This window comes from Rudaea sp. (assembly GCF_047601565.1).
In the GTDB taxonomy this organism is placed as follows: Bacteria; Pseudomonadota; Gammaproteobacteria; order Xanthomonadales; family Rhodanobacteraceae; genus Rudaea.
This window is the reverse complement of record NZ_JASGIY010000001.1, coordinates 2,661,924-2,677,059: the sequence shown is the minus strand read 5'-3', so window position 1 is coordinate 2,677,059 and position 15,136 is coordinate 2,661,924. Positions and strand designations below refer to the sequence as shown.

The 15,136-nt window shown below is 66.9% G+C and carries 15 protein-coding genes; 8 read left to right on the top strand and 7 right to left on the bottom strand.

What is annotated here, in order from left to right:
* The first annotated feature begins 28 nt into the window (after window positions 1-28).
* Window positions 29-2,014 (top strand): TonB-dependent receptor, encoded by a 1,986-nt coding sequence (locus QM741_RS11740; RefSeq protein ID WP_415207869.1) that lies wholly within the window; start codon window positions 29-31, stop codon window positions 2,012-2,014.
* 16 nt (window positions 2,015-2,030) lie between these two features.
* Here the strand turns inward: QM741_RS11740 and QM741_RS11735 are convergent, their stop codons facing one another.
* The 7 genes from QM741_RS11735 to QM741_RS11705 all read right to left on the bottom strand — a co-directional run bounded on the left by QM741_RS11735 (window position 2,031) and on the right by QM741_RS11705 (window position 7,633).
* Window positions 2,031-2,504 carry a transcriptional repressor gene (locus QM741_RS11735; protein ID WP_415207868.1) on the bottom strand — a complete coding sequence of 158 codons (474 nt, stop codon included), beginning with the start codon at window positions 2,502-2,504 and terminating at the stop codon, window positions 2,031-2,033.
* 78 nt (window positions 2,505-2,582) lie between these two features.
* Complete coding sequence (queA, locus tag QM741_RS11730) at window positions 2,583-3,632, bottom strand: tRNA preQ1(34) S-adenosylmethionine ribosyltransferase-isomerase QueA (protein WP_415207867.1); 1,050 nt, start codon at window positions 3,630-3,632, stop codon at window positions 2,583-2,585.
* Between the two features lie 127 nt (window positions 3,633-3,759).
* Window positions 3,760-3,924, bottom strand: coding sequence for a LiaI-LiaF-like domain-containing protein (locus QM741_RS11725; RefSeq protein WP_018974141.1), 165 nt, complete (start codon window positions 3,922-3,924; stop codon window positions 3,760-3,762).
* 106 nt (window positions 3,925-4,030) lie between these two features.
* Window positions 4,031-4,633, bottom strand: coding sequence for a response regulator transcription factor (locus QM741_RS11720; RefSeq protein WP_415207866.1), 603 nt, complete (start codon window positions 4,631-4,633; stop codon window positions 4,031-4,033).
* Window positions 4,634-4,639: 6 nt separating this feature from the next.
* Window positions 4,640-5,857, bottom strand: a complete 1,218-nt coding sequence (locus QM741_RS11715; protein WP_415207865.1) for a sensor histidine kinase — start codon at window positions 5,855-5,857, stop codon at window positions 4,640-4,642.
* 24 nt (window positions 5,858-5,881) lie between these two features.
* Window positions 5,882-6,661 (bottom strand): ABC transporter permease, encoded by a 780-nt coding sequence (locus QM741_RS11710; protein ID WP_415207864.1) that lies wholly within the window; start codon window positions 6,659-6,661, stop codon window positions 5,882-5,884.
* Window positions 6,662-6,736: 75 nt separating this feature from the next.
* The gene (locus QM741_RS11705; protein WP_415207863.1) at window positions 6,737-7,633 is read right to left on the bottom strand and encodes an ATP-binding cassette domain-containing protein; all 897 of its coding nucleotides are present in this window, start codon (window positions 7,631-7,633) and stop codon (window positions 6,737-6,739) included.
* A gap of 260 nt (window positions 7,634-7,893) precedes the next feature.
* Here QM741_RS11705 and QM741_RS11700 point away from each other — a divergent pair, with 260 nt between their 5' ends.
* From QM741_RS11700 to ccmI, 7 genes are all read left to right on the top strand, one after another.
* A complete protein-coding gene (locus tag QM741_RS11700) occupies window positions 7,894-9,390 on the top strand; it encodes an aminotransferase class III-fold pyridoxal phosphate-dependent enzyme (protein ID WP_415207862.1) in 1,497 nt (498 codons plus the stop codon).
* 209 nt (window positions 9,391-9,599) lie between these two features.
* Entirely contained in the window at window positions 9,600-9,950 is a 351-nt protein-coding gene (locus QM741_RS11695) for a PsiF family protein (RefSeq protein ID WP_415209117.1), read from the top strand.
* 310 nt (window positions 9,951-10,260) lie between these two features.
* On the top strand, window positions 10,261-10,617 hold the full coding sequence (locus tag QM741_RS11690; RefSeq protein ID WP_415207861.1) for a high-potential iron-sulfur protein: 357 nt from the start codon (window positions 10,261-10,263) through the stop codon (window positions 10,615-10,617).
* Between the two features lie 127 nt (window positions 10,618-10,744).
* Window positions 10,745-12,793, top strand: coding sequence for a heme lyase CcmF/NrfE family subunit (locus QM741_RS11685; protein WP_415207860.1), 2,049 nt, complete (start codon window positions 10,745-10,747; stop codon window positions 12,791-12,793).
* Entirely contained in the window at window positions 12,790-13,332 is a 543-nt protein-coding gene (locus QM741_RS11680; RefSeq protein ID WP_415207859.1) for a DsbE family thiol:disulfide interchange protein, read from the top strand. The genes QM741_RS11685 and QM741_RS11680 overlap by 4 nt, the downstream gene beginning before the upstream one ends.
* A complete protein-coding gene (locus QM741_RS11675) occupies window positions 13,332-13,793 on the top strand; it encodes a cytochrome c-type biogenesis protein (protein ID WP_415207858.1) in 462 nt (153 codons plus the stop codon). The genes QM741_RS11680 and QM741_RS11675 overlap by 1 nt, the downstream gene beginning before the upstream one ends.
* A complete protein-coding gene (gene ccmI, locus QM741_RS11670; RefSeq protein WP_415207857.1) occupies window positions 13,790-15,034 on the top strand; it encodes a c-type cytochrome biogenesis protein CcmI in 1,245 nt (414 codons plus the stop codon). The genes QM741_RS11675 and ccmI overlap by 4 nt, the downstream gene beginning before the upstream one ends.
* Window positions 15,035-15,136: the final 102 nt, after the last annotated feature.

Genomic DNA, 15,136 nt, shown 5'->3' with positions numbered 1-15,136 from the left:
ATGAACATCAATCGAGGAGCCTCTCGCCGTGCCACGTCCCCGTCCGCTTTCCGCCGCATTGTCGGCCCTTCTTCTTTCCGCATACGTCCACGCGGACGCAACCGATGCCGCCGATCAGACGAGCACGCAACTGCCTGGCGTGACCGTCACCGCCTCGCCGCTCGCGCAGCCGGGCGCCGAGCTGATCCAGCCTTCCACGGTGCTCGCAGGTCCGGACCTCGACGACCGGCGCGCCAACACGATAGGCGAGACGATCAACCAGATTCCCGGCGTGCAATCCTCGTATTTCGGCGCGGGCGTGGGCAGGCCGATCATCCGCGGCCTCGAAGGATCGCGCGTGCAGGTGCTCGAAGGCGGCATCAGTTCGCTGGACCTTTCCGGCGCGAGCAACGACCATGCCGTGACGATCGATCCCTTCCTCGCCGACCAGGTCGAAGTGCTCAAGGGACCGTCCACGCTGCTCTACGGCAGCGGCGCCATCGGCGGCGTGGTCAACGTCGTCGACGGACGCATTCCCGAATCGCCGATCGACGGCGTGCACGGCCGCGCCCAGCTCAACGGCAGTACGGCAAGCGACGAGCGCAACGGCGTGGCGCGCATCGACGCCGGCAACGGCGAATTCGCCGTACATGCCGACTACGTGCGCCATCTATCCGACGACTACGACATTCCCGATGGCGGCACGCTGCGCAACAGCGACGTCTCCACGCGCTCTTCCGCGCTCGGCGCCGGCTACACCGGTTCTTCCGCGTTCGCCGGGGCGTCGGTGAGCCAGTACGAAACGCACTACGGCATTCCGGTCGGCCCGAGCGACGAGCCGGTCGACCCCGACGAGGAAATCACGCGCATCGACATGAAGCAGACGCGCGTCGACCTCAAGGCCGGGCTGCTGCAGCCGACCTCGTGGCTCGACCGCGTGACGCTGCGCTACGGCCACAACGACTACCAGCACGTCGAACACGCCGTCGACGAGGAAGAAGGCACGCTGTTCAAGAACAAGGGTTATGAACTGCGCCTGGAAGCGGTTCTCGCGAGACTCGGCGCCTGGCGCGGCTCGTTCGGCATCCAGTATGGCGACCGCGACTTCTCCGCGGCCGGCGAAGAAACGATCGTGCCGAATACGAAGATCAAGGAAACCGGCATCTTCCTCGTCGAAGAGGCGAAGTACGACCCGTTCGAGCTGCAACTCGGCGCGCGCTACGACGACAACAAATTGAATCCCGTCACCGGCGACAACGTGAAATTCCAGGCGCTGAGCCTGTCCGGCGGCGCAAAATGGGAGTTCACCAATCATTGGGACCTGAACCTGAACCTCGACCGCGCGCAGCGTGCGCCGGACGAGGAAGCGCTGTTCGTATACGGCGCGCACGATGCGACCGGCAGCTTTGAAATCGGCGACCCGAATCTCAAGAAGGAAACGGCCAACCAGATCGACCTCGCCCTGCACTACCACAGCGACGACGTGCATGCGAGCATCGGCGCCTACGTCAACCGCTTCGACGATTTCATCTATCTCGCCGAAACGGGCGAAACCGACCCGGAGGAAGGCCTGCCGATACGCGCATGGTCGCAGCACAACGCAAAGTTCCACGGTCTCGAGGGCGAAGTGAAGTTCAAGCTCTCGCAAGGACCGTGGGGCCGCTTCGACCTGCGCATCTTCGCCGACACCGTACGCGCCAGTCTGACCGACGGCGGCGGCAACCTGCCACGCATCGCGCCGGGGCGCCTGGGCGCTACGCTGATGTGGGAAGACCAGGGCTGGCGCGCCTCGCTCGGCGCGGTCGGCTACGCGCGGCAGGACGACGTGGCGCAGTTCGAAACGCCCACCGCCGGCTTCACCCTCGTCAACGCACATCTCTCGCGCCAATTCACCGCGGGCGCCGCCGCCTGGGAGCTGTTCCTGGACGGCCAGAATCTGGGCAACCAGGAAGCGCGTATGGCCACCTCGTTCCTCAAGGATCGGGCGCCGCTGCCCGGACGCTCGCTGGTATTCGGCATTCGCAACTATTTCTGACGTGCGAAGGTCGAATTCACGCGCTTGCGCAACGCCTGCAGACGCCGTGCACCTCGAGCGTCTGCGCGCGCGTGCGGAAGCCGAGCGCCTTGGCCTGTTCGGTGAGCAGCCGGGCGACGCGTTCGTCGCAGATCTCGGTGGCCGACTCGCACCGGTCGCAGATCAGGAACGGCACGTGGTGCACCACGCTCGGGTGATGGCAGCTCACGTAGGCGTTGATCGACTGCAGCTTGTGGATGAAGCCGTTCTCGATGAGGAAGTCGAGCGCGCGGTAGACGGTCGGCGGCGCGGCGTTGCTGCGGTCGTCCTTGAGCCGGTCGAGCAGGTCGTAGGCCTTGACCGGCTTCTCCGAACTCGCGATCAGGTCGAGCACCTGCTGGCGGATCTCGGTCAGGCGCAGCCCGCGCATCTCGCACGCGGCCGTCACCTCGCGCACAAAGGCGTGCGCGTCGTGGCGGTGTTGGTGCGCGCTGGCGGACTTGGCGGACATGGGCGGTGCGAGTCGGGCTGGAGCCATCATACACCGCATGAAATGGGGGCGACGACGGCGCGCGGCAAGATGCCGGCGCTAGCCCCCTATCGGCGGAAAAATCAGCATCGCGTCGCCGTACGAGAAGAAACGGTAGCGCCGTTCGACCGCATGGCGATAGGCGTCGAGCATCCGCTCGCGGCCGGCGTAGGCCGAAACCAACATCAGCAACGTCGACTCGGGCAGGTGGAAGTTGGTGATCAGCGCGTCGACGCTGGTGATGCGGTAGCCGGGGAAGATGAAGATCTGCGTCTCGCCCGCGAACGGCTCGACCACGCCGTCGCGCTTGGCCGATTCGAGCGCGCGCACGACCGTGGTGCCGACCGCGATCACGCGCCCACCTCCTGCGCGGGTCCGACGCATCTTTTCTACAAGCTCAGCTCCAACATTCAGCCACTCGCGGTGCATGACGTGGTCCTCGAGCCGGTCGCGGCGCACCGGCTGGAACGTGCCCGCGCCGACGTGCAGCGTCACATAGCCGAAGTCGACGCCCTTCTCGCGCAGCGCATCGAGCAGCGGCGCGTCGAAGTGCAGGCCCGCCGTCGGCGCGGCCACCGCGCCGGGCCTGTGCGCGAACACGGTCTGATAGCGCACTTCGTCGTCGGCGGCGATGGCCGAAGCCTTGTCTTCGCGCTCGATGTACGGCGGCAGCGGCATGCGGCCGAGCTTAGGCAGCAGCTTTTCCAGCGGCTCGGGCGATTCGAAACGCAACGAGTGGAACTCGCCCTCGCGGCCGAGCACGAGCACCGTGCTGGCGTCGCCGAGCACGATGCGCGAGCCGTCCTTCGGCTTCTTCGACACGCCGAGCTGGGCCAGCGCCTCGTGCGCGCCGGTGATGCGCTCGATCAGGATCTCGACCGCGCCGCCGGTTTCCTTGCGCCCGTACAGGCGCGCGTGCAGCACGCGCGTGTCGTTGAACACGAGCAGGTCGCCCGCGCGCACGTAGTCGACCAGATCGGTGAAGCGACGATCCTCGAAACCGCGCGCCGCCGCATCGACCACGAGCAGGCGGCCCGCCGAGCGCTGCGCCAGCGGCGTCTGCGCGATGAGTTCGCGCGGCAGGTCGTAGTGGAAATCGGATTTCTTCAAGCGCCGGGATTCGGATTCGTAGATTCGGGGAAAGCATAGCTTCCCTTCTCCTACCGGGAGAAGGTGCCCGAAGGGCGGATGAGGGAAAAGCGCTCCGATTCCCCAGGTGAACCGCATCTCGCGAAAACTACTTCGCTCCCGACTGCCAACGCTGCACGCCGATCGCGATCAGGATCAGCGGCCACCACTTCGCGATCAGATGGCCGACGTCGGGAATCAGGTTGAAATTGGCGAGCAGGAAAAACACGCCCAGGCCGATCAGGATCAGGCCCGTGGTTTTGTTGGCGGACATGGAAACGTCTCGATGAGATGGGCGCGCAATCGCGCGAGCAGGATTGTCGGGAAATGCAGATGAATTGCCGCTGTCCGTTCGAGCTTTCGACACGGCTGCTTCGCCGCTACAGCCAACCCTTCTGCCGCGCAAGCCGATACGCTTCGATGCGGTTGCCGACGCCGAGCTTGCCGATCGCTTCCGACAAATAATTGCGCACGGTGCCCTGCGACAGATGCAGTTGCTCGGCGATGTCGCCGGCCGAAGCGCCCTCGCCGGCCAAACGCAAAACCTGGCGCTCGCGGTCGTTGAGCGGGTCGGCCTCGCTCCACGCTTCGAGCGCGAGCTGCGGATCGATCGCGCGGCCGCCGCGGTGCACCTTGCGCAATGCGTCCGCAAGCTGGTCGGCCGGCGCATCCTTGAGCAGGTAGCCGCTGACGCCCGCGTCGAGCGCGCGGCGCAGGAATCCTGGCCGCGCGAACGTGGTGACGATGACGACCTTGCACTCGAGCCCGCGCCCGCGGATGCGCTGGGCGAGTTCGAGGCCGGTGAGACGCGGCATCTCGATGTCGGTGACGACGACGTCGGGCACGTCGCGCTGCACGAGTTGCCACGCTTCCTCGCCATCGGCCGCGCTGCCGAGCACGTCGAGATCGGACTCGAGCCGGAGCAGTGCGGAAAGCGCACCGCGAACCATCGCTTGGTCTTCGGCGAGAAGGATGCGGATCATCGCTTTTCAGAGTTGAGGGCCGAGGGGCGAGGGGCGAGCATCGCTGTCCCTCTCCGGGCGGGAGAAGGGCAGCGATTGTGCGGGCAGCGGCAACGTCACCGTCAATCTCGTGCCCTGCCCGCGCGGCGAGTCGATGCGCAGTTCGGCGCCGATCGCGACGAGGCGTTCGCGCATGCCGGCAAGGCCGTTGCCAGGCACGATCGCGCCGCCGCGGCCGTCGTCCTCGATGCGCAAGGTCACGCCGCCGTGCGCGGCCTCGAGCACGATGTGCACGTGCGCCGCGCGCGCGTGGCGCTGGATGTTCGTCACCGCCTCGCGCACCGCCATCGCCAGCGCGGTTTCGATCTCGACCGGCACGCCGACGTCGGCGAGCGCGTAGTCCAGATGCACCCCGTCCGCTTCGAGCAGCAGCTTGGCGGAGGCGACTTCCGCGTCGATGCCGGCCGCGCGGATGCCGGTCACCGCGCGCCGCACCTGCGCGAGCGCGTCGCGCGCGACGCGCTCGACCTCGGCCATCTCGCGCTTGGCCGTCGCCGCATCGCGGTCGAACAGCCTGTTCGCCAGTTCCGACTTGAGCGCGATCAGCGACAAAGTATGCCCGAGCAGATCGTGCAGGTCGCGGCCGATGCGCTCGCGCTCGGCCGTGGCGGCGAGGCGACGGACTTCTTCCTGGGTCAGACGCAGTTCGGCTTCGCGCTGCTGCTTGCGCACGAAGTTCAAGTTCATGAAGCCGATCGCGGCGCCGATGACGATGCCGTTGATCAGGTACGGCCAGTCGAATTGCAGGACGAACAGCCATTCGGCACTGAACGCCAGCAGCACGAGGAAAATGTAGACGAGCGGTCGCCGCGTGCCGCCCGAGGAAGGCAGATATGCGCAGGAGTAAATGACGTAGGTCTGCGCGCCGGGATTGAACGGGGTCAGCGCCAGACCGAGCGCCGCCATGCCGAGGGAACACCAAAGCACCTGCGCGCGATCGCGGTAGTAGATGCGGAAATAGAGCCAGAGGAACACGGCGAAGCTGACCAGCGTCGGCCCCATCCAGTGGTGGAACACGTCGCCGGTCTCGAACAGCGGCACGAAGAACAGCCAGAACGTCCACGCCAGCATCGCCGCAGGCATCCAGTGCGCGGGCGATTTCGGGTTGGCGTTGCGGCTCGTCCAGGTGTGCAGCAGCGCGTTTTCGCTCGGGGTGAAGATTTTCTTGAGAATCGTCGCGAACATGAATCCGTCCTTTCCGGAACTGCTTCAACCCGCTCGCGCGAGCCAGCGCCGCGCAATCGCAAAACAGACGGCGGTGAAGACGACGAGAAACGCAACATGCATCGCCGCCGAGCCCGCATGCTCACGCCCGATCGCCGCAAGCGCAAGCTGGGCGAGATGATACGGCGGCCACAGCACGGCGATATCGCGGATGAACTGCGGCAGCATGGTCAGCGGCATCCACAGCCCGGACAGGAACGCCATCGGCAGGTAGATGAAGTTGACGATCGCCGGCGACGCGGACGCGTTGGCGCGGCAGCCGACCAGCAGGCCCAGCGCGCAGAACGGCAGCACGCCGAATGCCGCGATCGCGCCGAGCAGCAGCCATTGCGCGGGATCGAGGCGCACGCCGCCGAGCGCGGCCGCCATCGCCGCCAGCATCGCGTAGATGATCAGCGCGAACGCCATCGCCATGAGCATCTTCGCCGCGAGATACGCGCCCGGCGGCATCGGCGCGACGCGCTTCAGCGCCAGCCAGCCGCGCTCGCGCTCGATCGCGACCGACACGCCGAAGCCGAACAGCCCGGGCGCCATCACGCCGAACACGCTGTAGGTGGCGAACAGGTAATGCGCCGCGGCGCCGTTGCCGCGGTTGAGCAGCACGCCGAACAGCAGATAGAACAGCGGCGGAAACAGCAGCGAGGGAATCGCGAACGCCGGCGTGCGCAGCACGCGCAGGAATTCGTATTTCGCTTCGAGAACGTAAGCGCGCAGCGAATTGACCTGATGTAGCATGGCTGCGTTTTCCATCACAACGGTATTCATGGGCGTGGACTCCTTCTTGCTCGTCATTCCCGCGAAAGCGGGAATGACGCCTGATGATCGGGAAATGCGCATTCTCTATGCCGCCTCTTTCGTGATCTCGACGAACGCCTCGGCAAGCCCCGCGCGGCGCACTTCCAGCTCGCTCAATCCGGCATCCTCGAGCAGCAGCTGGCGCACGACTGCTTCGGCAGCATCGGTCACGATTTCGATGCGCTCGCCGTCGCGCTCGACGCTGCGCACCTGCGGCCATCCCGCGATCGCCTCGCGGCTCAGCGCCGACACGCAGCGGATGCGCTTCTGCGCGACGCGCGCGCGGATCTCGGCCACGCTGCCGGCCGCGACGATGCGGCCCTCCGCGAGCACGACGACGCGATCGGCCAGCGCCTCGGCTTCTTCGAGATAGTGCGTGGTCAGCACCACCGCGCAGCCGTCGGCGACGAGCTGGCGGACCGCGCGCCACATCGTCTCGCGCGCGTCGATGTCGAGGCCGGTGGTCGGTTCGTCGAGGAACAGCAGTTCGGCGCGCCCGCAGATCGCGAGCGCGAACTGGGCGCGACGCTGCTGGCCGCCGGAGAGCTTCGCGTAGCGGCGGTCGAGCAGGTCGCCGACGCCGGCCAGGGCGACGACGTCGGCGACCGTGCGCGGCCGCGCGTAGTAGTTGCGGAACAGGTCGATCAGTTCGCCGACGGTCAGCGTTTCCGGCAGCGAGGTCGCCTGCAGCATCGCGCCGATGCGGCGGCGCGCGGCCAGCGCGTTCGGCGCCATGCCGAACAGCGACGCGCTGCCGCCGTCCGCCTGCTGCGGGCCGACCAGCAGTGAAATTGCCGTGGTCTTGCCGGCGCCGTTCGGCCCGAGCAGCGCGAGCACTTCGCCGCGATGCACTTCGAGGTCGACGCCGGCCAGCGCCTGCGTCTGCCCGTAGCGTTTGACGACGTCGGCAAGTCGGGCGACGGGATGGAGTGTGGAATTCATGCCTGGCTCCTGCTGCGATGGACGCATTTTCGGCCGCGCGGCGCGGCGGCGGACAGTCAGGGATATCAGCCATCCGGGATGACGAGCGTCATGTCCGGCAACGCCGAATTGGCCCCATCAAACCCACTTGAAACTGGCACTCGGCCATACCAAATCCGGGTTCTATCATGCGCGCCACAATCGGCAATTGTTTGCCTGTTGATCATTTGGCGCCGCACGTTGGCGCCGTTCGCGTTTCCGCATCGCCGAGGGAGAACACCATGTCGTCCATCGCCCAACTCAACGAACTGCGCGGCTTCGGCGGCGCGATCCGCACGCGCGGCCTGGACGACGCGACGGTCGAACGCTTCGCGCGCGAAGACCGCGACCTCGCCGTCGCGATCGACGCGGCGCACGTGCTGTTCACCCAGTTGAAGAACGAAATGCCCGACCTGCTTGAGCTCGACGAAACCGGGCAGCTCGCGCGCGTGCAGGCCGACTACGTCAACTTCTACCCGACCGACGCGATCAATCCCTACGTCGCGCTCGCCGCGCGCGGGCCGTGGATCGTCACGCTCAAGGGCGCGGTGATCTACGACGTCGGCGGCTACGGCATGCTCGGTCTCGGCCACACGCCGCAGGCGGTGCTCGACGCGCTGGCCAAGCCGCAGGCGATGGCCAACATCATGACCCCGAACCTGGCGCAGTTGCGTTTCGCCGATGCGATCAAGCGCGAGATCGGGCATACGCGCGCAGGTTCGCCGTACGCGAACTTCCTCTGCCTCAATTCCGGCTCCGAAGCGGTCGGCCTCGCCCTGCGCATCGCCGACGTCAACGCCAAGCTCGCGACCGATCCGAATGGCAAACATGCCGGCAAGACGATCAAGCGCCTCGCAGTCAAAGGTGCCTTCCACGGCCGCACCGACCGCCCGGCCGTGTATTCGGATTCCTCGCGCAAAGCCTATGCGCAGAACCTCGCCAGCTTCCGCGACGAAAAAAGTCTCGTTACGGTCGAGCCGTACAACGTCGACCAGTTGCGCGCCGCGTTCGCCGACGCCGAGAAGAACGGCTGGTTCATCGAGGCGATGCTGCTCGAACCGGTGATGGGCGAAGGCGATCCGGGTCGCGCGGTGACGCCGGAGTTCTACGCCGCCGCGCGCGAACTGACGCGCGCGCACGGCACGCTGTTCGTGGTCGACTCGATCCAGGCCGGCCTGCGCGCACACGGCGTGCTCTCGGTGGTCGACTATTCGGGCTTCGAGAAGCTCGACGCGCCGGACATGGAAACCTACTCGAAGGCGCTCGGCGCCGGCCAGTACCCGCTCTCGGTGCTCGCCGTCAGCGCGCGCGCGGCCGCGCTGTACCGGACCGGCATCTACGGCAACACGATGACCGCCAATCCGCGCGCGCTCGACGTCGCTTGCGTCGTGCTCGCCTCGATCACGCCGGAGCTGCGCGCCAACGTGCGCGCGCGCGGCGCCGAGTTCATCGACAAGCTGCAGAAGCTGCAGAAGGAACTGCCCGGCCTGATCACTCGGGTGCAGGGCACCGGTCTGCTGTTCTCGTGCGAGCTCGCCGCGCAGTTCAAGTGCTACGGCGCGGACAGCACCGAGGAGTGGCTGCGCGAGCACGGCGTCGGCGTGATCCACGGCGGCACCAACTCGCTGCGCTTCACGCCGCATTTCGCGGTGTCGAGCGTCGAGGTCGACCTCGTCGTCGCCGGCGTGCGCCAGGCGTTGCTGCACGGGCCGCGGCAGAGCGTGGACGCGGCGGCGTAGGGGATTCGATCCGGCGGGCGCACTCGGCTTGTGCTCCCACCCGTCGTTGCCGCGAAACCGGGAACGGGCGGCAGGCGGTCGCGATGAATTCCTACAAAACGTTGCGCAACCTCCCCTGTTTCCCCGCGCGGCAACCGGCGTAGACTAGCGGCCGATCCGGCATGAGGCCGGCCACGCCACAGGAGTCAGCCATGAAAACCGCAACAGCCATGTTCGCCGCTTTCGCTTTCGCCGCCGTCCTCGCTTCCGGTTCCGTGTTCGCCGCGGAGAAGCAACTGACGCCGCAGCAGGAACGCATGAAATCCTGCAATGCCGACCCGAAGGCGAAGACGCTCAAGGGCGACGAACGCAAGGCGTTCATGAGTTCGTGCCTCAAGGGCGATTCGGCGGCCGCTGCCCCGGCCGCCGCCGCCGCGCCGGCCAAGCCGCTGACGCAGCAGGAGAAGATGAAGGCCTGCAACGCCGATCCCAAGGCCAAGGAACTCAAGGGCGACGCGCGCAAGACATTCATGAGCAGCTGCCTCAAGGGCGATGCCGCCGCTGCAGCGCCGGCACACTGAACGCAGCAATCCACGATGCAAAAAAACCGGGCTCATGCCCGGTTTTTTTGTTTCCGGAATTCAACCGCCAAGCGACCGAACCAAGGATCCGCCATGGATCACTTGCCTGTGGGGTCTCGCGCCGGGACATACCGCGACAATCTGTCACACAACAGCAACAACGATTCCATCATGCACGGCATTGCGCGTACACTCGACAGCGGTTCGGTTCAGACAACCGCCCTGCGGTTGGCATCATTGCCTCCGGCGGACCCGCGTTGAACGAGCCACTCCCATCGCCAGCATTTCCACTGCCAGCAAAGGTGACATCATGAAGAAGACCGATGCATCGAATATTTCCGGGGCCGACCCGAGCCGCCGTCGCTTCCTCGCCGGCGCCGGCACCGCGATCGGCGCTGCCGCTCTCGTCGGCGCCTTGCCGCGCCGCGCGCGCGCAGACGACCTGCCGCATCTCTCGCCGACCGACGCGACCGCGCAGACGCTCGGCTACGTCGAGGACGCGACCAAAGCCGACAGGGCCAAGTTCCCGACCTACGCCGCCGGCAACGATTGCGCGAACTGCAATTTCTTCCAGGGCGGCAGCGCCGCTTGGGGCCCGTGCCAGCTGTTTCCCGGCAAGGCCGTGAACGCCAAGGGCTGGTGCTCGGCGCACGCGAAGAAAGCTTGATCCCGCTGCATCTGCGTTCCCGCACAACGGCCTTCTCCACGACGTGGAGAAGGCCGTTTGCTTTCTCGCATCCGCGCTGGGTCTCGCGTAATCTAGCGGCCCGCAAAATCCCGCCCTCGACTCGACCATGCTCCCCGAACTCGGCCAATTCGCGCTGATCCTCGCGCTGCTGCTCGCGCTCGCGCAGTGCGTGCTGCCGCTGCTCGGCGCGTGGCGCGGCAACGCGGCGCTGATTGCGACCGCGCGGCCGATCGCCGCTGGCCAGTTCGTGTTCGTCGTGCTCGCGTTCGGCGTCTTGACCTGCGCATTCCTGACCCAGGATTTCTCGGTCAAGTACGTCGCGCAGAATTCCAACCTCGCGCTGCCCTGGTACTACCGCTTCTCGGCCGTGTGGGGCGCGCACGAAGGCTCTTTGCTCTTGTGGGTGCTGATCCTCAACGTGTGGACATTGGCCGTCGCCGCGCTCAGCCGGCGCCTGCCCGACGTGGTGATCGCACGCGTGCTCGGCGTGCTCGGCTTCATCTCGGTCGGATTCCTCGCGTTCATGATCTTCACCTCGAACCCGTTCGCGCGGCACCTGCCGGGCCTGCCCGACGGCGCCGACCTGAATCCGATCCTGCAGGATCCGGGGCTGATCATGCATCCGCCGATGCTGTACATGGGCTACGTCGGTTTCTCGGTCGCGTTCGCGTTCGCCATCGCCGCGCTGCTCGGCGGCGAACTCGACACCGCGTGGGTGCGTTGGGCGCGGCCGTGGACCAACGTCGCCTGGGCCTTCCTCACGCTCGGCATCACGCTCGGTAGCTGGTGGGCGTACTACGTGCTCGGCTGGGGCGGCTGGTGGGCCTGGGATCCGGTCGAGAACGCCTCGTTCATGCCGTGGCTGGTCGGCACCGCATTGATCCATTCGCAGGCCGTGACGGAAAAGCGCGGTTCGTTCCGCGCTTGGACGCTGCTGCTGTCGATCTTCGCCTTCTCGTTGTCGCTGCTCGGCACCTTCCTCGTGCGTTCGGGCGTGATCACGAGCGTGCATTCGTTCGCGAGCGATCCGAAGCGTGGCCTGTTCATCCTCGCATTCCTGACGATCGTCGGCGGCGGTTCGCTGACGATCTACGCGATCCGCGCGCCGAAAGTCGCCGGCGGCCAGCCGTTCCGCATGCTCTCGCGCGAGACGCTGCTGCTGATCAACAACCTGCTGTTCGCCTGCGCCGCGGCGATGGTGCTGCTCGGCACGCTCTATCCGCTGATCGGCGATGCGCTCGGCGTCGGCCGCATCTCGGTCGGTCCGCCCTACTTCGGCTTCATGTTCCCGCTGCTGATGTTGCCGGTCGTGCTGCTGATCCCGTTCGGGCCGTTCTTCCGCTGGGCGGCGGGCGACTGGCGCGCGAGCCTGCGCGCGCTTGCGCCGGCATTGGCACTCGCCGTGGTCTGCGCGCTTGCGGCGTGGCTGCTCGTCGGCGACTTGCCAATGCGCGGTGTCATCGGCGTCGCCGCGAGCCTGTGGGTGGGCGCCGGCATCGTGCTCTACGCGCTCAAGCGCTGGCGCGAAGCGCCGCGTGGCCGCCGCTACACGCCGGAGATGCTCGGCATGATCGCGGCGCACTTCGGCATCGCGATCTTCCTTGCCGGCGTACTGGTCACCGAGGCGACCAGCGTGGAGTCCGACCTGCGCATGGCGCCCGGCGAGACGAAGAACATCGCCGGTCTCGACTTCACGTTCAAAGGCGTGATCAACGCGCAGGGTCCGAATTTCACCGCGCAGCAAGGCGTGATCGAGGTGTCGCGCAACGGCGCGCCGATCGCCACGCTCAATCCGCAGAAGCGCCAGTATGCGGGCAATACGCCGGTGCAGACCAAGTCCGATATCCGCCCCGGCATGTTCGCCGACATCTACGTCGCGCTCGGCGAATCGCTCGATCCTTCGACGGGCTCGGGACAGGCCACGGGCGCCTGGGCCTTGCGTATCTACGTGAAACCGTTCGTGCGCTGGATCTGGCTCGGCGGTCTCCTGATGATGCTCGGCGGATTCGTCGCCGCTTGCGACCGCCGCTTTCGCGTCATTGCCGGGAATCGGGAACCGGGAGTCGGGAATCGTTTGAAGAAAAATCCGGAGAGCCGTGTTGCTCCTTCCGATTCTCCATTCCCGATTCCCGATTCCCCGCTCTCCCAGCCATGAACCGCCTGCTGCCCCTGCTCGGTTTCTTCGCCCTGGTCGGCCTGCTCGGCTTCGGCATCTGGTGGAACACGCATCACGAGACGAACGAAGTGCCCTCGCCGCTGATCGGCAAGTCCGCGCCCGAGTTCGTCCTTCCGCTTCTGTACGATCCCGCAAAGACACTGTCGAAAAAGGAGCTGCTCGGCAAGCCCTACCTCGTCAACGTATTCGGCTCGTGGTGCGTGACCTGCCAGTACGAGCATCCGATCCTGACCGAAAAGGTCAAGCCGCTCGGCATCAAGCTGATCGGCATGGCCTGGAAGGACCAGCCGGAAGACGCCAAGCGCTGGCTCGCCCAGTTCGGCGATCCTTACGATGCGGTCGTCAGCGACGTGGACGGCCGCACCGGCATCGACTTCGGCGTATACATGGCACCGGAAAGCTTTCTCGTCGATGCGCAGGGCACGATCCGCTACAAGCGCATCGGTATGTTCACGCCGGAACTGATCGAGAGCGAACTGTTGCCCGAGATGGCAAAGCTGCAGCAGGCCAGGCCGTGATGCGCCGCATGCTTTTCGTCGTCGCGGCTGCGCTCTGCATCGGCCTGTTCGCCGCGGCCGCCCACGCCATCGATCCGCTGCCGTTCAAGGACCGCGCCGAGGAAGTGCGCTTCCAGAATCTCGCGCGCCAACTGCGCTGCCTGGTCTGCCAGAACCAGGATCTCGCCGACTCCGACGCCGACCTCGCCAAGGACCTGCGCAGGCAGGTGTTCGACATGATGCGCGCGGGCAAGAGCGACGCCGAGATCAAACAGTATCTCGTCGCGCGCTACAACGACTTCGTGCTCTACGATCCGCCGCTGAAACCCGGCACCTGGCTGCTCTGGTTCACGCCGTTCGCGCTGGTCGCGATCGGCGCCGCCGTCGTGCTGCGCATCCTGCGGCGGCGCGCGCGCGCCGCTGCGGGCGAAGCGCTGACGCGCGGCTCTCCAGCCGCCCCCGCCGGAGACGACGACTGGTGACGCCCGCATTCCTGATTCTCGCCGCGCTGATGCTGATCGCGGCGCTCGCCTTCGTGCTCCTGCCGCTGCTGCGCGGCCACGCCGCGTCCGATCCGCAGCACGAAGTGCAGCGCAAACTCAAGGCGCTCGACGCCGCGCGCGCGGACGGCATCCTCACCAACGCCGAATATGCCGACAAGCGCAGCGCGCTGGTCGCCGCCTCGCCCGCGGCCGCGACGGCGAAACCGCGGCGCACGCAAGCCGCGTTCCACGCCGCGATCGCCGTGGCCCTGCTGCTGCCGGCCGCGGCGATCCTGCTCTACCGCGACATCGGCGCGCCGCAGGCACTGGACCCGGCCAACCTCGTTGCAAGCGCGGACGACGCCGGCGACGGCCACGGCGCGAACATGCAAGCGGCAATCGCGCAACTCGCCGAAAAGATGAAGCGGGACCCGAACAATGCCGAAGGCTGGGCGCTGCTCGGCCGCGCGTACAAATCCACACAGCGCCTCGAGGAGGCGCGCGACGCGCTCAAGCATGCGCACGATCTCGCGCCCGACGATGCCGACCTGATGGTCGAATACGCGGAAGCGCTGATCTTCGCCGGCTCCGATCACCGCATCCAGGGCGAACCGCTCGCGCTGATCGAACGCGCGATCGCGGCCGATCCGAAGAACCAGAAAGGCCTCTGGCTCGCCGGCGTCGCCGACTCGCAAGCCGGCAAGTACGACGACGCGATGAAGAAATGGGACGCGCTGCTGCCGCTGTTGCCGCCCGGCTCCGATGTGGCCGCGTCCGTGCGGAAACAGATCGCGCAGTTGCAGGCGCTGCGCGACGGCAAGACGCCGCCCGCCGAAGCCGCGTCGGATGCGCCCGCAACAGCCGCCGCGCCCACTGCCGGCGACGCGACCGAAGGCCCGCACATCGCCGTCGAGGTGACGCTCGATCCCGCACTCAAGAACAAGGTCGCGCCGGGCGACACCCTGTTCGTCTTCGCCAAGGCCGCGAGCGGTCCGCCGATGCCGCTCGCGATCGCGAAGCTCACCGCCGCACAACTGCCCGCCAGCGTCACCCTGACCGACGCGATGAGCATGCTGCCGAACATGAAAATCTCCACTTTTCCACAAATCATCGTCGGCGCGCGCATCTCGAAATCCGGGCAGGCGATCGCGCAGAGCGGCGACCTGCAGGCGCTGTCCGCACCGCTGCCGAACACGCGCGGCGAGCCGATCGAACTGACCATCGACCAGGTCGTTCCCTGACGCGACGCGTCGTACCGGCGTCAATACGATATGCCGGGCAGGCATGTGCAAATGCCATCGCGACCGGCTAAAGTCGCCTGCGCTTTCCGCACTCCCTCCGAC